Here is a 24,693-nt window from a genome sequence, read left to right as displayed (position 1 = left end):
ATAGATCGAGGAGAAAACAAATATAGCTTCAGCGACCATCCACCTTCACATCCGTCAGATCACTGACCAACACAGCATATTTCGATTGGATACCAAGTGGCACTAGGAGGCATCCTATACGACGTCTTGAAATCACTCAGTTCTTTTGGTTCTGCAGTTCTTTTTTCAATTTACATGCGCTCGACACTGGTGAAAGATCATCCAGAACTCCTCTTTCAGTTCCTGTTTTGCTTATACTTCGTCGTTCTTTTTCTACCGAAACAGATGTCCCATAATAAAAAGTGTTACGGGCAATTTGGTGAACTGTGCATATTGCTGATACTGAATAGGGCTGTTGATTTTGTTGGATAATCTCTATTTAACATGATCAGCGCTGCTTGTTTTAAGATATCCACTTCTATTTTCAACTGCTTATTTCGTTTCTTATAGGCAAACAATTCTGTTTCCAAAGGGCTTCAGTTATCTTTCTCCTCAAATGAGCCGGTTTGATTGAATTGGGTAAGCCACCGACAAAGGCCAGAAGCCATCAGATCGTATTCCAGGACAAGACCTAGTCAACTTTTTCCGCCGGCATCCAGCGCCACAAGCTGTTTCTTGAATTCGGGTGAAGGTGGATTTACAACATTACTTAATTCGGATAATGGATTGGATGGAATAATCGTGTATAACTATTAATTAATTATCTTTACTCTCAAAAAATCTTGTAGTTTAAAAATTTCTATCTCTTCAATTAACTTGACTTTTACAATTAAGGAATTTTCTAAACTATTAATCTCACTTAGTATATTGTCTTTTTCTATCTCACCATCAAGCAGAATTATAACCCTTAACTCTTCAAAATCATTAGTATACTCTTTAGTTTTCATATTTAGACCTTTTAAGTACTTCTTAATGCTTGTTTCATATTTGAAAGTTTTAAATTCAAAAGCTACATTATTAACTATCATATCTACATCATAAATCAAATCGGAGGTATCTATTTGTCTATAGCTATTAGTATTAAATGCTTTTACTGTTGAAATCATTACTTCTTCAAAAATTATTGCTTTAACTCTACTTAAATCCTCGCTGAATGAAATTAAAGATTCTTTCTCAAAATCCGATAATTCTTCACCATGTACAATTTGATTTCTAACTTTACTTAAACTATAAAATTCTTCCCCTACACCTTTTGAAATTATCCTTTCTTTTTTCAAAGCATTAAAAATTTGTAGAGCTGAGTTAACTTTCCCATATGGTTTATTTAGTATATATTTTTGTGATTGATAAAATAAATCTCTTAACCATTTTTCAAATCTAATAAACTCATCAAGATAATCATAAGCGTTATTATTATTAATTTTTCCTAATACGGCATTTTCCGACCACTTGTATCTTGTCTTGATTTCCTCTTCAGTCTCATTACTTTTTAAAACTCCAACTTCATCAACTTCCAATAATTGTTGTTCTAACATCTTATCAATAAGTGATTGAATATTTTCTCTGATATAGTTTAAATATGCCGAAGCAAATTCGTCATCAATGAAATTTTTATTTTTCAAAATATCATCTATTTCAAAACTAATCGGTCGTAGTCTCTTCATATTTTTAATAGCTATGTAAAGATTCGAAATAAGGAAATCTATGACCCCCTCTTCTATATTATCTTTGGTAACTTCTATTATTTCCTCTTCCACTTGATACACCACTAATGAAATAGTTGCATTAGTTAGCATTATTTCGTCTTTTCCATCGATTTCAATGTATGTCTTATTATATTCATCGAATTTAATATCGTTTCTTATAATACTAATAAATTTCCTAAATATACGATTTGATAACAAAATTTTAGAATCTAAATATTTCTTCACTAAATCATCACTATAATTTTCTTCACCAATTAGAGAGATAAAATATTTTTCAAATCCAGATTTATTTAATAACGGTATATGTACATTCCTAGTAAATATACTAGAAAGCATATTATTATCTAATACGTCTGCCATTAAGTATCTGTATAACATTTTTTGTCCAAAAATTAGTATATAATTAGATTTTCCTAGTAACATCAGTGGTTTTAAATCACTGATTAGACTATTAATATCCTCTTCTTTTTCTATTTTATCTAGCTCATCTATTATAAATACAATCTCAATGCCTATATCACTTAATTTAGAAACTATTCTTGTCAACTGAAACTCTGCTACTTCATCATCAAAAAAAGTTTTACGATTTAATTCCTTAGTATTTGTTTTAGATTTTTTCTTTGAGTATTCAAAGCTTATTAAAAGTCCTATTAATAGAATTACAGGTATAACATAAGAATACCAATTGCCATCTTTAATATAGTTAATGAAACTTAGACTTCCTAATAAAAAAGTAGAAATCCTCGTTATAATATTCCGTAAATTAGCACTAAATAGAAAAGACTTTATTGTTTCCTCATTTTCTAAGTAACTTTCTTTTGCTTCGATTTCATGAAATGTCCTCGCATAAATCAATTCAATTTCATAAAATAATTCTGGATTTTCTTTAAGTGTATTCTTAACATCTTCCCTACTATTACTTAAACCCCAGTAAATTTCTCGTATTAAACTTCTTAGAACATTAGAAAAGCCACTATATTTCCCAACATTTAAATGAATAAAAATCCTAGTTTTATGTTTATCATCATTTAATCCTTTATCAGTCACTTTTTTAGTTTTCAAAAATATAAATTTAATTTTACTTACAATTCTTTTTATAAAACTACCTTCACTAACAAGTGTTGCTTTATTACTACTCACTTTATTTAATTCTGACTCTGATTTGATTTCGTTTACTAATGTTTTTATAAATGATGTTTTACCTACACCTCGATACCCAGATACTAAGTAAGTAGTAGGATTGCCCATTAGCAACTCTTGTTTAAGGATTTTTATTTTTCTTTTATCAAGAGAAGTTCCATTGTTAATTGGTGCGTCTTTAATTTGCTTGATATCAACTTCTATTTTCAATTCTACCACCGCCTTGATATCAATATACCATTTCCAATTACCAAATTAGTACAATTAATTAAAGGTTTCCATTCGATGAAAAGATCTTTCATATGATAAAAATCGTCTCGATTCGAAATTCTCTCGAAATTGTATTAAACAGCGTAGCTACACCTCATTTCTATTCCACTGCGCCTGCTTTACTTCATATCATTAAACGTCACTATGACTTCTTTCTCTTCCTTCAAGTTTTTCTATTTCCCAAAACTATTCATTCTATAGATAATAATGTAAATCTTCACGAATAAGTTCTTTTAGGAGTTTTATACATAGTGTTTGAAGAAGAGAGAAAGTCAACTTGAGGGTACCTAGGAATCTATGAAATTACAAGAAGCCGGGAAAAATTACTCTTAGAGAGAACCGACAGTTAGTCAGATGTAATAATGTTATAAATTCTATGTTGTCAGAGTAAATAAAGATGAAAAAGATGAAAGCTATAATGTATTTAAGAGGCAATATTTATAATTACTTAAGTAGCTACCATGAACCTTCTTAATTTTTAAGATAAAACAAAAAGAGCTAAAACCCAGATATACCTAGGCTCTAGCTCTATTTTTTAAAGAATTTACATCATGCCGCCCATGCCGCCCATATCAGGCATTCCGCCGCCTTGTCCTGCTGGTTCTGGCAGGTCTGCTACGACTGCTTCAGTTGTCAGGAACATAGCCGCAACAGAAGCTGCGTTTTGCAATGCAGAACGCGTCACTTTCGTCGGGTCTACGATGCCTTGGTCAAGCATGTTAACCCATTCGCCTGTTGCCGCGTTGTAGCCGATGCCGACTTCTTCCGTTTTCAAGCGGTGAACGATGATCGAGCCTTCAAGGCCAGCGTTCGTTGCGATTTGGCGAACCGGCTCTTCAAGTGCACGGAGCACGATGTTGATGCCAGTCGCGACGTCGCCTTCTTGCTCTGTCGCAATTTGCGCCACTTGGTTGTAGACATTGATAAGCGCTGTACCGCCGCCTGCCACGATGCCTTCTTCAACCGCTGCGCGTGTTGCGTTCAATGCGTCTTCAATGCGCAGTTTACGCTCTTTCAATTCTGTTTCAGTTGCTGCGCCGACTTTGATGACTGCGACACCGCCAGCAAGTTTCGCGAGGCGCTCCTGCAGTTTTTCGCGGTCGAATTCAGAAGTCGTTTCTTCCAATTGGCTGCGGATTTGCGCCACGCGAGCGATGATTTTCTCGGAATCGCCATTGCCTTCAACGATTGTCGTATTATCTTTAGAAACGACGACTTTCGCTGCGCGTCCAAGTTGTGCAATGTTTGTGGATTTCAGGTCAAGACCGAGGTCTTCCGTGATCACTTCAGCGCCAGTGAGAGCGGCAATGTCTTCAAGCATCGCTTTTCTGCGATCGCCGAATCCAGGAGCTTTCACAGCTACTGCGTTGAATGTGCCGCGCAATTTGTTCACGACAAGTGTTGCCAACGCTTCGCCTTCAACATCTTCAGAGATGATGAGTAGCGGTTTGCTTTGCTGAACGACTTGCTCAAGCACTGGAAGGATTTCTTGGATATTGCCGATTTTCTTGTCAGTGACAAGGATGAACGGGTTTTCAAGAACCGCTTCCATTTTATCGGAATCCGTCACCATGTAAGGAGACTGGTAGCCGCGGTCGAATTGCATCCCTTCCACAACGTCAAGTTCCGTCGTGAAGCCGCGTGATTCTTCCAAAGTAATGACGCCATCGTTGCCGACGCGCTCCATTGCTTCTGCGATCAATTTGCCGACTTCCTCGTCGCCTGAAGAAATCGCCGCTACTTGAGCGATCGATTCTTTGCCTTCGATTTGTTGGGAAATGGATTGCAATCCAGTAACCGCGCTTTCCACAGCAAGTTCGATGCCGCGGCGGATGCCGACAGGGTTGGCGCCAGCTGTGACGTTCTTCAAGCCTTCACGGATCATCGCTTGTGCAAGAACCGTCGCAGTCGTTGTACCGTCACCTGCGATATCGTTCGTTTTGGAAGCAACTTCCGCCACAAGTTTCGCGCCCATGTTTTCAAACGCGTTTTCAAGCTCGATTTCTTTGGCGATCGTTACGCCATCGTTTGTAATAAGCGGCGTGCCGAATTTCTTCTCAAGCACGACATTGCGCCCTTTTGGCCCAAGCGTTACTTTGACTGCGTCCGCTAATTTATCTACACCTTGCAGCATCAAGCTGCGTGCATCTTCACTGAACTTAATATCTTTTGCCATGATTCGGTTCCTCCTATTAAATAGAATTTATGCTTATTTAGCCGACAATCGCAAGGATGTCGTTTTCACGTAAGATCAAGTATTCTTTGCCTTCGTATTTCAATTCTGTGCCCGCATATTTCGAAAAGACGACGCGGTCTCCTTCAGTTACGTCCAGCTCTGTGCGCTGTCCGTTTTCACGGATAAGTCCATTCCCTACCGCAATCACTTTGCCTTCCTGCGGCTTTTCCTGCGCCGTTCCTGGCAAGACGATTCCGCTAGATGTCTTTTCTTCCACTTCGACGAGCTCAATGATGACACGATCTCCTAATGGTCTTAACAATTGAAACACCCTCCTCAAATTAAATAGCTTCTAATCGTTTAGCACTCTCTAGTCTTGAGTGCTAACCCATAGATAAGTTTAATAAAATCTTCAGTTAATTGCAAGCAGAAACCCTAGAGCGTTTTGAATTCTTTGCGCCTTTTTCCGTTAAGCCCTACAATAAAAGGAGCACGTGAAAAGAAAGGAATTTGACTACATGACCTCAACCGATAAAACCGCCTCTCCCTCGAAAGCGAAAGGGTATAAGCGCAAAAATATGCGTACGCCGCTCCTGGTCCTGCTCGTCTTCGTAGCCGTTCAGCTCATGCCAATACTCTTTATCGGCCCGACGCTCGGCTATTTCCGCGACCAAGGGCTTGACGATGCCACGGCCCGCGCTTCCACATCCGGATGGCTGATCTTCCTGACGATGGGCATCGGCTTTTTGGTCACGATGATCCTCATCTTGCGCGACCGCAACTTCTTCAATATTTGGAAAGGCAAAAAATCGAGCCTTCCCGCTGCTATCGGCTGGGGCGTCCTCGGCTTTCTGCTGTTGATCATCGGGCAATCGATCGCCGCCATGATCGAAATGGCGATCGGCATCGACCCGGGATCCGCCAATACCCAGACGCTCGTCCGAATCGCTGAAGTCGTGCCGTACGCGATCATCGCAGTCGTTCTGTTCGGCCCGATCCTCGAAGAACTCGTCTTCCGCAGAGTCGTCTTCGGCTCCTTGAACCAAACGATGAACTTCTGGATCGCCACAGCCATCTCGGCGCTCGTCTTCGCACTCGTCCATCTCGAGTTCACGCATCTCTTGCTCTATTTCACGACCGGACTGATCCTGGCAGCCCTCTATCAGCGGACCAAGCGCATCCTCACCCCGATTATCGCGCACATCCTGCTGAACGGCTACGTCATGCTCATCCAGCTCAATATGGACAAAATCGAAACCTTCATCAAACAAATGGAAAATCTGCAATAACCCAAAAACCGCCACTCCTTTGTTGGAGCGGCGGTTTTTAATCTCTATAAGAGAAAAATAAGAAGATACGATAGTATTGAAGTTGGCATCAGTTAGCTAGGAGGTAACTAAAGTGTTGAGTGCGTGATGAAATGTCCGTTCCACTCTAAAATTAGCGACGGAGCGAAAGGGGCTGACCCCTGTGGGACATAGCGAATGAATAAGTGAAGAGAAGCTGAGCTTATTCATTTGCGACATATCTGCTTGTAGGTATGTCGCAGGGGCTTCTTTGTCACATCGGCTCAACACCCGCCCTATCCCCGGGCAGTTGAAAACGCGACGTCCTGTCGCTTCAACTGCATGACCCGCATCCTGCGGGCCCCAAGCATCCGCCAGGAGCGCAATCTCCTGTCTCCACCCCATTTTCTTTCCAAATAAAAAACCTCCCGCCATCATTTCGGCGGAAGGTCTCCTGTCTGTTCTTCAATTGCCTGCTGCTGTTCTGCCCGCAGGAACTTACGATATCCGATGCGCGCAATGATCACACTGAATTCATAGAGCAAAATCAGCGGCAAAGTGACTAGCATATGCGAGACAATATCCGGCGGCGTAATGAACGCGGCGATTGTCACCAGCGCCAAGTACGCATACTTCCGGTACTTCGTCATCATCATCGGCGTCAAAATGCCGAGACGCGTCAAAAACAGCATCAACACCGGCAGCTGGAAGATAAAGCCGAACGGCAAAGTAATTTGGAACAAAAACTGGAAATACTCATTGATCCCAATCGTCTCCTGGATATCCAGGTTCTCCGAAATATTGAGCATGAACCCGATGACGTACGGGAACAGCACCAAATAGGAAAACGCAATCCCGCCGATAAACAAGGACAAGGAAAATGGGATATACCCAAGCGTCACTTTTCGCTCCCTGTCAGAGAGTCCGGGACTGATGAATGCCCAAAATTGGTACATGATCAATGGCGACGTGATGATCAATGCCAAAATCATCATGACTTGCATATATATCTTAATCGGATCGGTAATCTTGAACGCGTTCAGCGTCAGATTCCGCGCCTCTTCACTGAACTGCAAATAGCGGATCAGCGGCTCGGCGAGGAAGAATCCCGCAATGAGCGCGAACAGAAAGAAAACGACTATCAAGGTCAGCCGTTTTCTGAGTTCACCTATATGTTCAACTACCGTCATTTCATTTTGTTGGTTCATCGGACAAACATCCTATCGTGTTACTTGTGCTCGTCTTTCTTGTCTAGATCGTTTTTCTTCGCTGTTTCGACTTTCTTGTCATCTTCATCGTCATCAGCCAATCCTTTTGTCGCGTTTTTGAATTCGCGCAAGGAAGAACCGAATGCTTTACCTAGTTCCGGCAATTTTTTCGGGCCGAAAATCAGCAAGGCGACAATCCCGATGATGATTAAACTTAGTGGACCTGGAGCCATATCAGACACCTCCTGTAGTATGCTTCTAGTGTACATGAAACACGGCCTTTTGGCTATTTGCAATGGCCGTTCAAATGTGAAGGTTTTATGTTAATCATGCTTGATCTGATAGATCAAAGTCTGCAGTTCGACCGATAAATCAATCGTCTGGACACGGATATGTTCAGGCACGGAAATGCGTACCGGCGTGAAATTGAGTATGCCTTTAATGTCTGTCTGCGCGAGCCGGTCCGTCACTTCCTGGGCCGACCGCGATGGCACTGTCAAAATGACTACTTCGACGCCGTACTGCTTAATCTTCTCTTCAATCAAATCTGGATGGTACGTATCGATGCCGCTGATCTGCTTCCCTTCATGGGGGCTGTTCGTATCAAAGGCGAGGATGATTTTCGTGTTGTGATTGCGGTGGAAATTGTATTTTAAAAATGCGCTGCCGAGGCTGCCGACACCGATCAAGGCGACATTCGTCGCTTCGTCCTGGTCTAGCGTCTTGCGGAAAAAAGCCAAAAGCTCCTGCACATCATAGCCATAGCCTTTTTTGCCAAGTGCGCCAAGATGGGAAAAATCGCGGCGGATGGTCGCCGAATCAATTTTCATCGCTTCGCTCAACTCCTGCGAAGAAATGCGCTTTTGTCCAGCATTGGCAAAATTCTGGAGAAACCGGTAATACAAGGGCAGCCGCTTCGTTGTCGCTTGCGGGATTTTATGGGATTCGTCAAGCATGGGATCGCTTCCTTCTGAACTGTTGTCAAATCGTATCAATCTTACATGACAGGCCTTGATATGTAAAGGCTTGCGTAATTGCGAAGCGCCCGTCCATCAGCTACACTTAAGAAGAATAGAGGTGACCCTAAATGATCGTATTGCAAGTCAATCAAATCCATAAATCATTCGGTGCCGAGGAAATCATCTCAGGCGCCAAACTTGAAGTCCAGCACCGTGACCGGGTCGCACTCGTCGGCCGAAACGGTGCCGGAAAATCCACATTATTAAAAATCATCGCCGGTGAAATGTCTTACGACAGCGGCGATTTGATCATGCCGAAAGATTTAACGATCGGCTATTTGGAACAGCAAACCGACTTGAATTCAGACGCCACGGTATGGCAGGAAATGATGAAGATCTTCGCCCATTTCCGGGACCAGGAAGCGAAGCTGCGTCAACTCGAAGCGGCGATGGCCGATCCTGATGTCTACAACGATGCAGAACGCAACGCCAAGGTCATGCAAGAATATGACCTCCTCCAGACCCATTTCAAAGATGCCGGCGGGTATCAGTTCGAAGCCGATACGCGCGCGGTCTTGCACGGTATGAAGTTCTACGCTGAAGACTATGAAAAGAAAATCACTTCCCTGTCAGGCGGCCAGAAAACCCGCCTCATGCTTGCGAAGCTTCTTCTTGCCAAACCTCAGCTGTTGATTCTCGATGAGCCGACCAACCATTTGGACATCGAAACCTTGAGCTGGCTCGAAAATTATTTGAAGAATTACCCGGGCGCTTTGCTAATCGTCTCGCATGACCGCTATTTCCTCGACCAAGTCGTCACGCTCGTTTACGAAGTATCACGCAAGAAGGTCCGTAAATACACCGGCAACTACAGCCGTTATTTAAGCGAAAAAGCGAAACAATACGAACTCGACCGCAAACATTACGAGAAAGAACAAAGCGAAAAAGCCAAACTCGAAGACTATGTCGCCCGCAACCTGGTCCGTGCTTCGACGACGAAAATGGCGCAAAGCAGGCGCCGTGTGCTCGAGAAGACCGACTGGATGGAAGCTCCAGAAGGCGACGAAAAATCAGCGCGCTTCGGTTTCGACATCCAAAAGCAAAGCGGCAATGACGTGTTGAACGTCCAAGCCTTGTCTGTCGGCTATGGCGACCAGCCGGTGTCGAACAACATCACGTTGAAACTCTACCGCACCGACAGCCTCGCGCTTGTCGGGCCGAACGGTGTCGGTAAATCGACGCTGCTCAAGACCATCATGAAAGAATTGCCGGCACTTGCAGGTGACATCCATTACGGCACCGGCATCCAATTCGGCTATTACGACCAGGAACAGGCAAACTTAAAAGGCAATAAGCTCGTCCTCAACGAATTATGGGACGACTACCCGCATGTAAATGAAAAAGACATCCGGGGCATCCTCGGACGCTTCTTATTCACTGGAGACGATGTCTTGAAGCCAGTGTCGACTTTATCCGGCGGTGAAAAAGCCCGTGTGGCACTCGCCAAGCTCATGATGCAAAAAGCCAATGTCCTGCTGCTCGATGAACCGACCAACCATTTGGATCTCGACAGCAAAGAAGTGTTGGAAAACGCCTTGATCGACTATCCAGGCACACTGTTATTCGTTTCCCATGACCGTTATTTCATGAATCGAATCGCCACAAAAGTGGTAGAACTGTCCCGAGACGGCACCACCGAGTACTTGGGCGATTACGATTATTACGTTGAGAAAAAACTCGAAACTGAAGAACTCGCAGCGCTTGATGCACTCGAAGCTAAAGCGAAACAGCCGGAGATCCAAACGTCTGCATCCACTTCTCAAATCGACAAGGAAGCCAAAAAACTCGAACGCCAGTTAGTAAGGAAAAACACCGAAATCGAACAAGCCATGGAATCTCTGGATGAAGAAATCGCAGCGATTGAAGAGCAATTATGCGAACCGGATATTTTCCAGGACCATGAACGCGTCATGCCGTTGCAATCACGTCTCGAAGAGCTGAAGCACTCACATGAAGAAACCATGGCCGAATGGCTCGAACTGCAAGAACAACTTGAAGAAATGAATTCCTGACCGCATACTGGGTATGCGGTTTTTCTTTTCCCTACATATAGGTCAATACCATTTACCAAAATAAATATTTCCACAGATTTGTACACAATAGAAGAGTTGTAAAATCAACTATCAACAGAGTTACGAACATTATCCACAGGACCCTTTTCTTTTATCCACATAGTTTTCCACCTTTAACTCCACAATATATAGGAAATCCACTATTTATCGATAGGTTGTTAACAGCTTATTCACAAATTGTGCATAAGTACAAATGTTCTCTATTGACAGAAAATACATTTCTATGTCCTTGTAACATTTGGATATTATTCATAAAAAAGAAGCATTACCGCAATTCTCAATAAATTGCGGTAATGCTTTCAGTTAAATCCATGAACTCAAGGGCATGCCCGAGCGCCCATTCATGGCCATATCTCCTGTCAATCCTTTTTCGTACATAACCGTTCCAGCAGCTGCAATCATAGCTGCATTATCTGTACAAAGCGGCAGCGGCGGAATAAAGAAAGGGATACCCTCTTTTACAAAAGTCTCAGTCAGCGATCTGCGAAGCCCTTTATTGGCTGCTACACCGCCCGCTGCAATTACTTGTCGTACACCGAATTCCCTGGCTGCGCGCAAAGTCTTTGCCGTTACGACTTCCACGACGCTGTTTTGGAATCCTGCGGCAACAGCTTCCGGTACAGGTGTTTCCCCGCGCTGCTTCATATTGTGCATATAATTCAGCACAGATGATTTCAATCCGCTGAAACTGAAGTCATAGGATCCTTCTTCCAGCCAAACCCGCGGAAAGTCGACTGCTTCCACGCTTTGATGCGCCAACCGGTCGATATGCGGCCCGCCAGGATATGGCAAGTTCAATGTCCGCGCCACTTTGTCGTAGGCTTCTCCGGCAGCATCATCCCTAGTTTCTCCGATGACTGTAAAATCACCATGTTCTTTCATGAGGATCAACTCAGTATGCCCTCCTGAAATGACCAACGACAAAAGCGGGAATTCCATTTCCTGCTCTAATCGATTCGCATATATATGGCCTGCGATATGATGAACACCAACTAGCGGCAAGCTATGCGCAAACGCAAACGCTTTTGCTGCATTAACACCAACTAGCAAGGCGCCGACTAGACCCGGCCCTTCTGTTACAGCCACCGCGGATAACTCAGTTGGCACCAAATTCGCCTGCTGAAGAGCTTCTTCAATCACAATAGTGATCTGCTCGACATGATGTCTCGATGCAATTTCCGGTACCACACCCCCGAAGCGCTTATGACTCTCAATTTGCGATGCCACCACATTGGAGATGATTTCTGTCCCGTTTTTTACGACTGAAGCCGCTGTTTCGTCGCAACTCGTTTCTATTCCCAATACATAAATGTCTTTATTCATCGAAATTCACCCACATAACTATGGCATCTTCCTGATTATCCGTATAATAACCTTTTCGGATGCCACCATTTTTGAATCCTAGTTTCTTATATAAATTAAGCGCAGCTATATTGCTGACACGTGCTTCCAATGTCATCAATTTCGCCCCTTGCGCTTTTGCAGTTTCTATTGCCTCTTTCATTAATGCTTCCCCAAACTTCTTGCCCCGTTCTTTGGGGGAGATGGCGATATTCGTAATATGTGCTTCGTCCATGACAAGCCACATGCCACAGTAACCAACGACTCCTTCTTGCGTTTCAGCCAACACATAATAAGCAAATTCGTTTTTCAGCATCTCTTGCTCAAATGCCTCTTTCGTCCAGGCTAGCGTAAACGATTGCTTTTCAATCTCGTACACTTCATTTACATCATGAATAGTCATTTTCCGAAATTTCACTGATTCGCTCATTGGCCTTTTCCTTCATCCGTTTTTGCAAGATTCGCTTCTGCTTCTGTAATCCGGCGATATTCAGGAACCGTGTGGTGTACTTCTTTCGCTTCTTCAGCCGCTGCCAATGCAATCAAATTCGATGCTCTTGGCAGTCTATTTTGGTACGGTGCAAAATAGGCCAAGTCCCCAAGCATTTCCTCAATTATTGAACGATGAATTTCAAGGTCAGTCCCTGTAAACAAAACAGGTTGTCCATGTGCACGGACTTGTTCCAAAAACGTCTTGAAGTCACTATGGCGATCTGAAAGGACCGTTGACAGCTGACGCCCATCATAAAGTGCAGTAAAAGCGGTACCGCGTCTTGCATCCATCACAGGGCAAATCAGACCATTAAATCCCTGCCCGTTCGCTGCGAGAACCTTCAAACTTGATACAGTAGTCAACGGAATTTTCAACGACCACGCGAGAGTTTTCGCGATCGTCAGGCCAATTCGAACTCCTGTATAGGATCCAGGTCCTTCTGCAACAACAATTTGCGTTAAATCACCCGGAGCAATTTTCGCTTTTTTCATCAAATCCTCTACTGCAGGCATAGCAGTTAAGGAATGATTGATCTTTAAATTTTGAGTTTCTTCTATTAATACTGTATCGTCTTTCACCAAAGCGATAGCTAGCGGCGAATTCGACGTATCGATTCCTAAAATCATTGCATTAGCTCCCTGCATAAGTTTTCGTAACGGACACCATGCGGCTGAAACTCCACTTCACGCCCCTCTTCAGACAAGCGGCGAATGACAATATCCAAGCGTTCCTCCGGCAAATAATCCTCGATGAACTGAGCCCATTCAATCACCGACACAGCTTCTTCTGCAAACAATTCATCAAAACCGATGTCTTCATCACTATTTTCCAAGCGGTATACATCAAAATGATTCAGATTTAATCGGCCTTCATATTGCTTGAGGATAGTGAAAGTCGGGCTATTGACCGTTCGTTCGATGCCGAGCCCTTTGGCCAATCCCTTAGTAAAAGTCGTCTTGCCTGCCCCTAAGTCACCTTCCAGTGTTAGGAGATCTTGAGGCTGCAAAAGCAAAGCCAATCGAATGGCAAGTTTCTCTGTCTGTTCCGGCGATTGCACTGTAATCGTAAAGCTCATGTCTCTTCACCTCGTTTGAGTCTTTTCATAGTTTAGCGGAGATAGCCGTCCAAATCAAAATATATTGTTTCCATAGAAAAAGAGCACAGCGGGTTCGCTGTGCTCACTTTTTGGAATGACGGTCCCGACCGGGATCGAACCGGCGATCTCCTGCGTGACAGGCAGGCATGTTAACCGCTACACCACGGGACCAAAATTATAGACCAGCGACGTCCTACTCTCACAGGGGGAAACCCCCAACTACCATCGGCGCAAAAGAGCTTAACTTCCGTGTTCGGGATGGGAACGGGTGTGGCCTCTTTGCCATCATCACTGGACTCTTGAGCTTGTTCGCTCAAAACTGGATAAATCGACATTGTGGGAAACTTGCGTTTCAGTTTGTTGGTTAAGTCCTCGATCGATTAGTATTCGTCAGCTGCACGTGTCGCCACGCTTCCACCCCGAACCTATCTACCTCATCGTCTTTGAGGGATCTTACTTGCTTGCGCAATGGGAAATCTCATCTTGAGGGGGGCTTCGTGCTTAGATGCTTTCAGCACTTATCCCGGCCACACATAGCTACCCAGCGATGCTCTTGGCAGAACAACTGGTACACCAGCGGTGTGTCCATCCCGGTCCTCTCGTACTAAGGACAGCTCCTCTCAAATTTCCTGCGCCCGCGACGGATAGGGACCGAACTGTCTCACGACGTTCTGAACCCAGCTCGCGTACCGCTTTAATGGGCGAACAGCCCAACCCTTGGGACCGACTACAGCCCCAGGATGCGATGAGCCGACATCGAGGTGCCAAACCTCCCCGTCGATGTGGACTCTTGGGGGAGATAAGCCTGTTATCCCCGGGGTAGCTTTTATCCGTTGAGCGATGGCCCTTCCATGCGGAACCACCGGATCACTAAGTCCGTCTTTCGACCCTGCTCGACCTGTCCGTCTCGCAGTCAAGCTCCCTTGTGCCTTTACACTCTGCGAATGATTTCCAACCATTCTGAGGGAACCTTTGAGCGCCTCCGTTACTCTTTAGGAGGCGACCGCCCCAGTCAAACTGCCCGCCTGACACTGTCGCCCAAGCCGCTAAGGCTTGTGGGTTAGAAGTTCAATACAACCAGGGTAGTATCCCACCGACGCCTCCCCCGAAGCTGGCGCTCCGGGTTCTCTGGCTCCTACCTATCCTGTACAAGTTGCACCAAAATTCAATATCAGGCTACAGTAAAGCTCCACGGGGTCTTTCCGTCCTGTCGCGGGTAACCTGCATCTTCACAGGTACTATAATTTCACCGAGTCTCTCGTTGAGACAGTGCCCAGATCGTTACGCCTTTCGTGCGGGTCGGAACTTACCCGACAAGGAATTTCGCTACCTTAGGACCGTTATAGTTACGGCCGCCGTTTACTGGGGCTTCGGTTCGCACCTTCGCTTGCGCTAAGCACTCCCCTTAACCTTCCAGCACCGGGCAGGCGTCAGCCCCTATACGTCACCTTACGGTTTTGCAGAGACCTGTGTTTTTGCTAAACAGTCGCCTGGGCCTATTCACTGCGGCTCTCTCGGGCTTTAACACCCTACCAGAGCACCCCTTCTCCCGAAGTTACGGGGTCATTTTGCCGAGTTCCTTAACGAGAGTTCACTCGCTCACCTTAGAATTCTCTTCTCGCCTACCTGTGTCGGTTTGCGGTACGGGCACCTCCCGCCTCGCTAGAGGCTTTTCTTGGCAGTGTGAAATCAGGGACTCTGAGGTTAAACCTCTTGCCATCACTGCTTGATGTACATAGAAACGGGATTTGCCTCGTTTCTCATCTCACAACTTGGACGTGCACAACCAACGGCACGCTCACCCTATCCTTCTGCGTCCCCCCATTACTCAAACGGCGGGGAGGTGGTACAGGAATATCAACCTGTTGTCCATCGTCTACGCCTATCGGCCTCGACTTAGGTCCCGACTAACCCTGAGCGGACGAGCCTTCCTCAGGAAACCTTAGGCATTCGGTGGACGGGATTCTCACCCGTCTTTCGTTACTCATACCGGCATTCTCACTTCTAAGCGCTCCACCAGTCCTTCCGGTCTGACTTCAACGCCCTTAGAACGCTCTCCTACCACGGACATCTACGATGTCCATCCACAGCTTCGGTAATCCGTTTAGCCCCGGTACATTTTCGGCGCAGTGTCACTCGACCAGTGAGCTATTACGCACTCTTTAAATGATGGCTGCTTCTAAGCCAACATCCTGGTTGTCTAAGCAACGCCACATCCTTTTCCACTTAACGGATATTTGGGGACCTTAGCTGGTGGTCTGGGCTGTTTCCCTCTTGACTACGGATCTTATCACTCGCAGTCTGACTCCCAAGCATAAATCACTGGCATTCGGAGTTTGTCTGAATTCGGTAACCCGGGATGGGCCCCTAGTCCAAACAGTGCTCTACCTCCAGGATTCTCTTCTTGAGGCTAGCCCTAAAGCTATTTCGGAGAGAACCAGCTATCTCCAGGTTCGATTGGAATTTCTCCGCTACCCACACCTCATCCCCGCACTTTTCAACGTGCGTGGGTTCGGGCCTCCAGTAAGTGTTACCTTACCTTCACCCTGGACATGGGTAGATCACCTGGTTTCGGGTCTACAACTGCATACTCACTCGCCCTATTCAGACTCGCTTTCGCTGCGGCTCCGGCTTCTCACCTTAACCTTGCATGCAATCGTAACTCGCCGGTTCATTCTACAAAAGGCACGCTATCACCCATTAACGGGCTCTAACTACTTGTAGGCACACGGTTTCAGGATCTATTTCACTCCCCTTCCGGGGTGCTTTTCACCTTTCCCTCACGGTACTGGTTCACTATCGGTCACTAGGGAGTATTTAGCCTTGGGAGATGGTCCTCCCGGATTCCGACGGAATTTCTCGTGTTCCGCCGTACTCAGGATCCACTCTGGAGGGAACGAACTTTCAGCTACGGGGCTATTACCCTGTCTTGCGGACCGTTCCAGGTCGCTTCGCTTAATCCGTTCCTTTGTAACTCCGTATAGAGTGTCCTACAACCCCAGAAGGCAAGCCTTCTGGTTTGGGCTGATCCCGTTTCGCTCGCCGCTACTTGGGGAATCGCATTTGCTTTCTCTTCCTTCAGGTACTTAGATGTTTCAGTTCCCTGAGTCTGCCTTCTCATGTGCTATGTATTCACACATGGATACTGCTCCATTACGAACAGTGGGTTTCCCCATTCGGAAATCCCCGGATCACAGCTCACTTACAGCTCCCCGAGGCATATCGGTGTTAGTGCCGTCCTTCTTCGGCTCCTAGTGCCAAGGCATCCACCGTGCGCCCTTATTAACTTAACCACTGAGGGTCAAAAAAAATAAGTTGATCGCAAAGCGATCACGCTACTTGATGCTTGTTTCTTAATCAATGTCGATCTATCCAGTTTTCAAAGAACAAGTTTGAAAGTCAATCCTTGCGGAGTGAACCTTCAAAACTGAACGCAAAACGTCAACCCGATCCGAAGATCGGTTCCGATATAATCCTTAGAAAGGAGGTGATCCAGCCGCACCTTCCGATACGGCTACCTTGTTACGACTTCACCCCAATCATCTGTCCCACCTTCGGCGGCTGGCTCCCGTAAGGGTTACCCCACCGACTTCGGGTGTTACAAACTCTCGTGGTGTGACGGGCGGTGTGTACAAGGCCCGGGAACGTATTCACCGCGGCATGCTGATCCGCGATTACTAGCGATTCCGGCTTCATGCAGGCGAGTTGCAGCCTGCAATCCGAACTGAGAACGGTTTTCTGGGATTGGCTCCCCCTCGCGGGTTTGCAGCCCTTTGTACCGTCCATTGTAGCACGTGTGTAGCCCAGGTCATAAGGGGCATGATGATTTGACGTCATCCCCACCTTCCTCCGGTTTGTCACCGGCAGTCACCTTAGAGTGCCCAACTGAATGCTGGCAACTAAGATCAAGGGTTGCGCTCGTTGCGGGACTTAACCCAACATCTCACGACACGAGCTGACGACAACCATGCACCACCTGTCACCGCTGTCCCCGAAGGGAAAGCCTAGTCTCCTAGGCGGTCAGCGGGATGTCAAGACCTGGTAAGGTTCTTCGCGTTGCTTCGAATTAAACCACATGCTCCACCGCTTGTGCGGGCCCCCGTCAATTCCTTTGAGTTTCAGCCTTGCGGCCGTACTCCCCAGGCGGAGTGCTTAATGCGTTAGCTGCAGCACTAAGGGGCGGAAACCCCCTAACACTTAGCACTCATCGTTTACGGCGTGGACTACCAGGGTATCTAATCCTGTTTGCTCCCCACGCTTTCGCGCCTCAGCGTCAGTTACAGACCAGAAAGTCGCCTTCGCCACTGGTGTTCCTCCACATCTCTACGCATTTCACCGCTACACGTGGAATTCCACTTTCCTCTTCTGCACTCAAGTCCCCCAGTTTCCAATGACCCTCCACGGTTGAGCCGTGGGCTTTCACATCAGACTTAAAGGACCGCCTGCGCGCGCTTTACGCCCAATAATTCCGGACAACGCTTGCCACCTACGTATTACCGCGGCTGCTGGCACGTAGTTAGCCGTGGCTTTCTGGTGAGGTACCGTCAAGGTACCAGTAGTTAGTTGGTACTTGTTCTTCCCTCACAACAGAGTTTTACGATCCGAAAACCTTCTTCACTCACGCGGCGTTGCTCCGTCAGACTTTCGTCCATTGCGGAAGATTCCCTACTGCTGCCTCCCGTAGGAGTCTGGGCCGTGTCTCAGTCCCAGTGTGGCCGATCACCCTCTCAGGTCGGCTACGCATCGTGGCCTTGGTGAGCCGTTACCTCACCAACTAGCTAATGCGCCGCGGGCCCATCCTGCAGTGACAGCCGAAACCGTCTTTCCGTGCAGCCTCATGAGAGGCCGCAAACTATTCGGTATTAGCACCGGTTTCCCGGAGTTATCCCGATCTGCAGGGCAGGTTGCCCACGTGTTACTCACCCGTCCGCCGCTAAACCAAAGGAGCAAGCTCCAATGGTTCCGCTCGACTTGCATGTATTAGGCACGCCGCCAGCGTTCGTCCTGAGCCAGGATCAAACTCTCCATTATAGAGTAGTTGATTGCTCAATACTGCTGGCGCATCGCCGTCTCGAAAGACGCGCGATTCGCTTGATCTGCCGAAGCTGATCAGTACGTTTGCCGCGATCACTCACGGCTGTATTGTTGACGTTTTGCTGTTCAGTTTTCAAGGTTCAAAAATAATGTTGGAGCGGGTGAAGGGAATCGAACCCTCATCATCAGCTTGGAAGGCTGAGGTTTTACCACTAAACTACACCCGCATATTATATAGAAGATAAATGGCGCGCCCGAGAGGACTCGAACCTCTAACCGCTTGATTCGTAGTCAAGTACTCTATCCAATTGAGCTACGGGCGCAAGTAATTGAATATGTATGGTGCGGCCGAGAAGAGTCGAACTTCCACGGGATTTCTCCCACTAGGCCCTCAACCTAGCGCGTCTGCCATTCCGCCACGACCGCAAATAATATATTTTTTGAGACAAATTCTATTATATAACTTCAGTTCTTCTTTGTCAAGAACTAATCATTCAAGTTGAAGTTCGTCTCAGTAACCCTAAAATTGGCTGGGGTACCTGGATTCGAACCAGGGCATGACGGGATCAAAACCCGTTGCCTTACCGCTTGGCTATACCCCATTGAAAAAATGGCGGTCCCGACCGGGATCGAACCGGCGATCTCCTGCGTGACAGGCAGGCATGTTAACCGCTACACCACGGGACCATTTGGTTGCGGGGGCAGGATTTGAACCTGCGACCTTTGGGTTATGAGCCCAACGAGCTACCGAACTGCTCCACCCCGCGACAATAATAATATTTTCAATTGTACCGCACACAAGTATTATATTAGAAAAAGTAATTCAATATATGTATGGTGACCCCTACGGGATTCGAACCCGTGTTACCGCCGTGAAAGGGCGGTGTCTTAACCGCTTGACCAAGGGGCCAATTAAATGGCTCCGAAGGTAGGACTCGAACCTACGACCATCGCATTAACAGTGCGGTGCTCTACCACTGAGCTACTTCGGAATAATGTTTAAGTACTTGTCGACTTTTTCTATTATAAAGAGCCTTACAAGAATCGTCAATACTTTTATTCATCATTTTATATTTTAATTTGAGGTCAGTGTTTCGTTTAGCAATATACTTCAAACGATTAAGCTCAGAGAACAATTAGTTGGCCCACTTTACTAGTTTGCCGAAAGACTCTGAACGGCCGAGAACCTATGAAGGTTTGATTAGAATGAACGGCGGGTGACCCTTGCCCCCGTTTACTCTTCTTCTATATGAATACGAATCACAGTATTTTCTTTTGCTCATTTCCGTCTAGTGTAACTTTACCGCAAGCTGCTAGACATAAAAGAAGAGCCGCTTCATCAGCGGCTCTTTCTTCTATAAACTCTTTTCTCTTTTCACCCGCAGCTTGCCGCTGCAGCGTCCGCATCTGTACTTGGCAGTGTTCATACGGATCTTTCTTGGAAATTCCGTTTTGCAAGAGATGCATTCATACAGATGAAAGCCAGTTGTCTTCCGCCGCTTCTCTACAAGAAGAGAACAAAAGCGCGGAGCCCCTGTCTCTTGTAGTAACTCTCGGAAATCCTTGTCCCGATGCTTGTATCCTTTTCCTTCAAGATGGAGGTGATAATGGCACAGCTCATGCTTAATGATGCCCGTCAGTTCATCACCGCCGAACTTCTCATATGAAGCCGGGTTGATTTCAATGTTATGTGAACCCAGTAAGTAACGGCCCCCTGTTGTCCGGAGGCGTTTGTTGAACACGCCTTGATGGCGGAATGATTTTCCGAAGGTGTCGCGGGAAATCTCTGCAATCAACTTCGTCAATTCTTCGTTCGTCATCTTATCTCTCCTGAAAATCCGGTTGTTGTTCTTTTGGCGGCAGCATCGTCAAAGCGATCCGGCCTTTTTGTTTTTCGACCTGATCGACCCATACGGTAACGATATCTCCGACTGCCACGACATCAAGCGGATGTTTAACAAACCCCTTTTTCAATTTAGAGATATGGACCAACCCATCCTGTTTCACGCCAATGTCGACGAAAGCTCCGAAATCGACGACGTTGCGCACCGTTCCTTGCACTTCCATGCCGGGAGTTAAGTCTTCCATCTTTAAGACGTCACTCTTCAGCAATGGTTGAGGGAACTCATCTCGCGGGTCGCGGAAGGGTTTCTTCAACGCATCCACAATGTCTTTGAGTGTCACTTTGCCGACTTCCCACTCCTGGCTCAATGCCTCGAGGTCCAAGTCTTCCAGCTTCGCGAGAATTTCTGGGCGGCCAATCATTTTTTTGTCCGCATCGATCAACTTGAGGATCCTCTCAGCAGCTTCATAACTTTCTGGGTGAATGCCGGTAGCGTCGAGCGGATTCTTCCCTTCTGTTATGCGCAAGAAGCCGACAGCTTGTTCATAAGTCTTGGCGCCGAGGCGAGGGATTTTCTTTAATTGGACACGGGAAGTAAAACGACCATTCTCATCACGCATTTTAATGATGTTCTCAGCAACGGTCTTGCTGAGCCCGGCGACGTATTGAAGGAGAGAAGCTGAAGCAGAGTTCACATTTACGCCGACTTGGTTGACTGCGGTCTCAACAACGAAGGTCAATTGGTCTGCCAACTTTTTTTGCGAGACGTCGTGTTGGTATTGCCCAACGCCTACAGCTTTCGGGTCTATCTTCACGAGTTCCGAAAGCGGGTCTTGGAGACGGCGGGCGATAGAAGCTGCACTGCGTTCTTCGACTTGTAAGTCCGGAAACTCTGCGCGGGCTACCTCGGATGCCGAGTACACACTGGCACCTGCTTCGTTGACGATGACATATGATGCTTTGTTCGCAGTTTCCCCAAGAAAATCGGCAATGAATTGTTCGGTTTCACGTGACGCGGTGCCATTTCCGATTGCCATGATTTCAATTGGGTAGTTGTCCGTTAGACGCTGTAAGATTTTCTTCGCGCCTTTTTGATCGGATTTTGGGGGATGCGGATAAATGACCGCCACTTCTAGTAGTTTCCCGGTCTCATCTATCACAGCCAATTTGCAGCCTGTGCGGTACGCCGGGTCAATACCGAGCACCATTTTATCTTTCATCGGAGGCTGCAATAACAGATTGCGAAGGTTTTCCGAAAAAATGTGTATGGCCTGCGTTTCACCTTTTTCACTTAGTTCCGTACGGATTTCGCGTTCAATAGATGGCTGGATCAGGCGTTTGTAGCTGTCTTCTATGGCTGCTTCGACTTCTTTCGCGGCAGGACTACCCATTTTCATCCATTTATCTTTCATTAAACGAATGATTCGGTCGACTGGAGGTGTGACTGTTACTCTCAACACACCCTCTTTTTCGCCGCGGTTGATGGCGAGTATACGGTGCGGGACAATCTTTTTGATCGCTTCGCTGTATTCATAATACATTTGAAAGACTTGTTTCTCGTCTTCGTGGCCTTTTTTGGCGGCCGTCTCCAGCAAACCATTATCGCGAGTCATGCGACGAGCTTTTTCACGGATATCCGGATCATCCGCAAAAAGCTCAGCTAAAATATCCTGTGCTCCTGCAAGCGCTTCTTCCGCTGTTTCAACACCCTTTTCAACACTGATATACTGTTCCGTTACCGTTTTGATCTGCTCTTTTCCTGGTTTCAAAAGCCAATCTGCCAGTCCCTGCAGCCCTTTTTCTTTTGCGATGATCGCTTTCGTGCGGCGTTTTTGTTTATATGGGCGGTATAAATCTTCTACTCTTTGAAGCACAGTGGCTCCTTTGATGGCTTTTTCAAGCTCGGGAGTCAGTTGTTCCTGTTCTTCAATTGAACGGATCACATCTGTTTTTCTTTGTTCCAAATTCTGGATATATGTATAACGATCTTCTACTGCCTTTATCTGGACTTCATCCAATGAACCAGTCGCTTCTTTTCGGTAACGAGCGATAAAAGGCACCGTGTTGCCACCTTCAAGAAGTTCAATGACTTGTTTTGCCTGATCTGGTTTAACGCCGGCATCCTTGGCGATCAATGCGTGCAATTGCTGAGTATCCATTGTATGCACTTCCTTTCTGCTTCTCTATTTTAACATGCCTGTTGATAATGAGAGAAACAAGCCACTACATTGCTTTTTCCATAAAAAAAGAAGCCTCTCCCTAATGGAGAAGGCTTCCTGAAATTAATGTAGCATCGTCGCCTGTTTGAATGGACGCAAGAATATCTTCGTACAGCCGTTTCGGTGCTCCCGCTCTTCTCATCATCGCTTTTGGATTACGTAAATCCACGCCATCTGAGTGAATCAGGAACAAGTCATTTTCCAAATACGTGTAAAGCTGGGTTTTCAGCTTTTGGGGCCTTCCCGAGAGATAGCCCATTACAGGTAGCGGATAAATCACTTCGTCCGTTTCTCTTCTATAAAGATAGAAACGGATATTGCCGACACAACTGTACTCCAAGGTGCGTTTCTTAAAGTCTACTTTAAAAATAGCGACCGCTGCGCCACGTTTTTGCATCATTAAACCATTAAAGCGATTCATCAATTGATCGATTGTCTCATGATGATATTCTTTCAGGATTTGCGGGATGACCTGTGACGATTCGCGTGCTACAGGCCCACTTCCCAAACCATCGGCTACGGAGCAAATAAAGTATTCATCCGTCAATACAGTGAAATAACTGTCGCCAGATTCGTAATTCCCTTTTTTTGCTGCGTTGTAGGCATAGGCTTCCACATTTTCATGGCGAATTTCTTCCACTAGGAAACCCCGCCGGCGGCCAAAATGGCTTCCTGAAGCTTTTTGATGGCTTTTCGTTGAAGGCGCGAAACGTGCATCTGGGAAATACCCAGGCGGTCGCCCGCTTCCTTCTGGCTCAGCTGCTCTATGTAGGTGTATTGGATGATCTGCTTTTCCCGATCGGAAAGGACATTCATCGCTTCCGCCACGAGCATGCGCTGATCCGCTTTTTCGTATCCATCATCTTCTTGGCCGACTACGTCAAACAATGTAACCGTACTGCCGTCCGAATCCGCCTCGAGAGAATGGTCCATGGAAAGCGCTTGATAGCTTTTGCCCATCTCCATCGCTTCCAAAACGTCGTCTTCATCCACATCCAGATATTCAGCGATTTCCCACACTTGTGGGGAACGCTGAAGTTCTGTTGTCAACACTTCAACCGTCGCTTTGATGCGCGGCCCCAGTTCTTTTATGCGGCGCGGTACATGGATAGCCCATGTTTTGTCACGCAAAAAGCGCTTGATTTCGCCGATGATGGTCGGCACCGCGAAAGCTTCGAAGCTGCGGCCATAGGATGGATCGTAGCGCCGGATCGCACCGAGCAAGCCAAGCATGCCCACTTGTGCGATGTCTTCGTGGTATGATTTGCCGTTTGAATACTTGCGGGCAATCGATTCCACGAGACGGCGGTAATTAAGGACAAGGTTTGTCTGTGCTTCCTCGTCCTCTGTTTTTTGATAAGCTTCAATCCATTCCAGTACCTGTTCTTTCGTTGGCTGATTAGGATGAGATTGTTTCGACATCCTCTTCCACCCGCTCTCCTTCAACATGCTTGGTCATAAAGACAGTAACGCCTTCCTGATGATGTACTTTCACTTCATCCATAAGCGTTTCGATCAAATACAGGCCGAGACCTCCTTCGCGCAGGAACGCTCCTTCTTCCTGATCGTGATAAGGGCCCACTTTTGCTTTGGTTTCTTCAAAGTTGAAGCTTTGGCCGTGGTCGGCTACCATGATTTCGATTTTATCTTCATATAATGCACACCCGATGACAACTTCGCCTTCTTCGCCTTCTGAATAAGCGTGTTGGACGGCGTTTGTCACTGCTTCACTTGAAGCGATCTTCAAATCTTCAATATCATCAAATGAAAATCCAATGCGGCTTGCAAGGCCTGAAATCGTCAGACGGGCAACGCCTACGTACTGGGATTTGGCCGGGACGCGCATCTCTACATAATCGAAAGGACGCATG

General features: G+C 46.3%; 17 protein-coding genes, 9 tRNA genes and 3 rRNA genes. 2 read left to right on the top strand and 27 right to left on the bottom strand.

All coding sequences use genetic code 11. From position 1 onward, the window contains the following. Positions 1-671 precede the first annotated feature (671 nt). The 3 genes from M1Q06_RS03065 to groES form a co-directional block, all read right to left on the bottom strand. Positions 672-2,975 (bottom strand): P-loop NTPase fold protein, encoded by a 2,304-nt coding sequence (locus M1Q06_RS03065; RefSeq protein WP_434401484.1) that lies wholly within the window; start codon positions 2,973-2,975, stop codon positions 672-674. 604 nt (positions 2,976-3,579) lie between these two features. Next, on the bottom strand, positions 3,580-5,211 hold the full coding sequence (gene groL / locus M1Q06_RS03060) for a chaperonin GroEL (protein WP_434401482.1): 1,632 nt from the start codon (positions 5,209-5,211) through the stop codon (positions 3,580-3,582). 37 nt (positions 5,212-5,248) lie between these two features. Beyond that, positions 5,249-5,533, bottom strand: coding sequence for a co-chaperone GroES (groES, locus tag M1Q06_RS03055; protein ID WP_058381756.1), 285 nt, complete (start codon positions 5,531-5,533; stop codon positions 5,249-5,251). A gap of 196 nt (positions 5,534-5,729) precedes the next feature. Between groES and M1Q06_RS03050 the strand changes: the two genes are divergently transcribed. Continuing rightward, complete coding sequence (locus tag M1Q06_RS03050) at positions 5,730-6,500, top strand: lysostaphin resistance A-like protein (protein ID WP_434401480.1); 771 nt, start codon at positions 5,730-5,732, stop codon at positions 6,498-6,500. A 431-nt stretch (positions 6,501-6,931) separates the two neighbouring features. Here M1Q06_RS03050 and tatC read toward each other — a convergent pair whose 3' ends face one another. The 3 genes from tatC to M1Q06_RS03035 all read right to left on the bottom strand — a co-directional run bounded on the left by tatC (position 6,932) and on the right by M1Q06_RS03035 (position 8,661). Continuing rightward, complete coding sequence (gene tatC / locus M1Q06_RS03045) at positions 6,932-7,705, bottom strand: twin-arginine translocase subunit TatC (protein WP_121300305.1); 774 nt, start codon at positions 7,703-7,705, stop codon at positions 6,932-6,934. 20 nt (positions 7,706-7,725) lie between these two features. Beyond that, positions 7,726-7,938, bottom strand: a complete 213-nt coding sequence (locus M1Q06_RS03040) for a twin-arginine translocase TatA/TatE family subunit (RefSeq protein ID WP_121300304.1) — start codon at positions 7,936-7,938, stop codon at positions 7,726-7,728. Between the two features lie 90 nt (positions 7,939-8,028). Continuing rightward, the gene (locus M1Q06_RS03035; RefSeq protein ID WP_121300303.1) at positions 8,029-8,661 is read right to left on the bottom strand and encodes a redox-sensing transcriptional repressor Rex; all 633 of its coding nucleotides are present in this window, start codon (positions 8,659-8,661) and stop codon (positions 8,029-8,031) included. 131 nt (positions 8,662-8,792) lie between these two features. On the opposite strand from M1Q06_RS03035, the gene M1Q06_RS03030 reads away from it, so the two are divergent. Beyond that, positions 8,793-10,736, top strand: a complete 1,944-nt coding sequence (locus tag M1Q06_RS03030) for an ABC-F family ATP-binding cassette domain-containing protein (protein ID WP_434401477.1) — start codon at positions 8,793-8,795, stop codon at positions 10,734-10,736. A 363-nt stretch (positions 10,737-11,099) separates the two neighbouring features. On the opposite strand, the gene tsaD is transcribed toward M1Q06_RS03030, so the two are convergent. The 21 genes from tsaD to rsbW all read right to left on the bottom strand — a co-directional run bounded on the left by tsaD (position 11,100) and on the right by rsbW (position 24,692). Then, positions 11,100-12,119 carry a tRNA (adenosine(37)-N6)-threonylcarbamoyltransferase complex transferase subunit TsaD gene (tsaD, locus tag M1Q06_RS03025; protein WP_434401475.1) on the bottom strand — a complete coding sequence of 340 codons (1,020 nt, stop codon included), beginning with the start codon at positions 12,117-12,119 and terminating at the stop codon, positions 11,100-11,102. Further along, entirely contained in the window at positions 12,112-12,567 is a 456-nt protein-coding gene (gene rimI / locus M1Q06_RS03020; protein WP_121300300.1) for a ribosomal protein S18-alanine N-acetyltransferase, read from the bottom strand. The genes tsaD and rimI overlap by 8 nt, the downstream gene beginning before the upstream one ends. Further along, complete coding sequence (gene tsaB / locus M1Q06_RS03015; RefSeq protein ID WP_434401473.1) at positions 12,564-13,256, bottom strand: tRNA (adenosine(37)-N6)-threonylcarbamoyltransferase complex dimerization subunit type 1 TsaB; 693 nt, start codon at positions 13,254-13,256, stop codon at positions 12,564-12,566. The genes rimI and tsaB overlap by 4 nt, the downstream gene beginning before the upstream one ends. After that, complete coding sequence (gene tsaE, locus M1Q06_RS03010) at positions 13,253-13,705, bottom strand: tRNA (adenosine(37)-N6)-threonylcarbamoyltransferase complex ATPase subunit type 1 TsaE (RefSeq protein WP_121300298.1); 453 nt, start codon at positions 13,703-13,705, stop codon at positions 13,253-13,255. The genes tsaB and tsaE overlap by 4 nt, the downstream gene beginning before the upstream one ends. Before the next feature lie 119 nt (positions 13,706-13,824). After that, a tRNA-Asp gene (locus M1Q06_RS03005) sits at positions 13,825-13,897 on the bottom strand. Positions 13,898-13,906: 9 nt separating this feature from the next. Continuing rightward, positions 13,907-14,022, bottom strand: a 5S ribosomal RNA gene (gene rrf / locus M1Q06_RS03000). Between the two features lie 64 nt (positions 14,023-14,086). Continuing rightward, positions 14,087-17,019, bottom strand: a 23S ribosomal RNA gene (locus tag M1Q06_RS02995). A gap of 187 nt (positions 17,020-17,206) precedes the next feature. After that, positions 17,207-18,757, bottom strand: a 16S ribosomal RNA gene (locus tag M1Q06_RS02990). Together the 16S, 23S and 5S rRNA genes with 9 tRNA genes alongside form the textbook arrangement of a ribosomal RNA operon. Positions 18,758-18,913: 156 nt before the next feature. Continuing rightward, positions 18,914-18,987 (bottom strand) — tRNA-Gly (locus M1Q06_RS02985). A gap of 19 nt (positions 18,988-19,006) precedes the next feature. Next, a tRNA-Arg gene (locus tag M1Q06_RS02980) sits at positions 19,007-19,083 on the bottom strand. A gap of 17 nt (positions 19,084-19,100) precedes the next feature. Then, a tRNA-Leu gene (locus tag M1Q06_RS02975) sits at positions 19,101-19,186 on the bottom strand. 101 nt (positions 19,187-19,287) lie between these two features. Further along, positions 19,288-19,362, bottom strand: a tRNA-Gln gene (locus tag M1Q06_RS02970). A gap of 9 nt (positions 19,363-19,371) precedes the next feature. Next, positions 19,372-19,447: transfer RNA gene (locus M1Q06_RS02965), tRNA-Asp, on the bottom strand. Positions 19,448-19,450: 3 nt separating this feature from the next. Then, a tRNA-Met gene (locus M1Q06_RS02960) sits at positions 19,451-19,527 on the bottom strand. 68 nt (positions 19,528-19,595) lie between these two features. Next, positions 19,596-19,670: transfer RNA gene (locus M1Q06_RS02955), tRNA-Glu, on the bottom strand. 7 nt (positions 19,671-19,677) lie between these two features. Beyond that, positions 19,678-19,752: transfer RNA gene (locus M1Q06_RS02950), tRNA-Asn, on the bottom strand. Between the two features lie 363 nt (positions 19,753-20,115). After that, on the bottom strand, positions 20,116-20,580 hold the full coding sequence (locus M1Q06_RS02945) for a SprT family protein (protein WP_121300977.1): 465 nt from the start codon (positions 20,578-20,580) through the stop codon (positions 20,116-20,118). 1 nt (position 20,581) lies between these two features. Continuing rightward, a complete protein-coding gene (locus M1Q06_RS02940) occupies positions 20,582-22,762 on the bottom strand; it encodes a Tex family protein (RefSeq protein WP_434401470.1) in 2,181 nt (726 codons plus the stop codon). 100 nt (positions 22,763-22,862) lie between these two features. Beyond that, positions 22,863-23,462 (bottom strand): PP2C family serine/threonine-protein phosphatase, encoded by a 600-nt coding sequence (locus M1Q06_RS02935; RefSeq protein WP_121300975.1) that lies wholly within the window; start codon positions 23,460-23,462, stop codon positions 22,863-22,865. Next, the gene (sigB, locus tag M1Q06_RS02930) at positions 23,462-24,244 is read right to left on the bottom strand and encodes an RNA polymerase sigma factor SigB (RefSeq protein ID WP_058381769.1); all 783 of its coding nucleotides are present in this window, start codon (positions 24,242-24,244) and stop codon (positions 23,462-23,464) included. The genes M1Q06_RS02935 and sigB overlap by 1 nt, the downstream gene beginning before the upstream one ends. Beyond that, positions 24,222-24,692, bottom strand: a complete 471-nt coding sequence (gene rsbW, locus M1Q06_RS02925; protein ID WP_058381770.1) for an anti-sigma B factor RsbW — start codon at positions 24,690-24,692, stop codon at positions 24,222-24,224. The genes sigB and rsbW overlap by 23 nt, the downstream gene beginning before the upstream one ends. Position 24,693: the final 1 nt, after the last annotated feature.

It is taken from the genome of Planococcus sp. 11815 (assembly GCF_051096385.1).
In the GTDB taxonomy this organism is placed as follows: Bacteria; Bacillota; Bacilli; order Bacillales_A; family Planococcaceae; genus Planococcus; species Planococcus citreus.
Note: the sequence above shows the minus strand (reverse complement) of the source record. Positions and strands in the feature narration are given on the sequence as shown.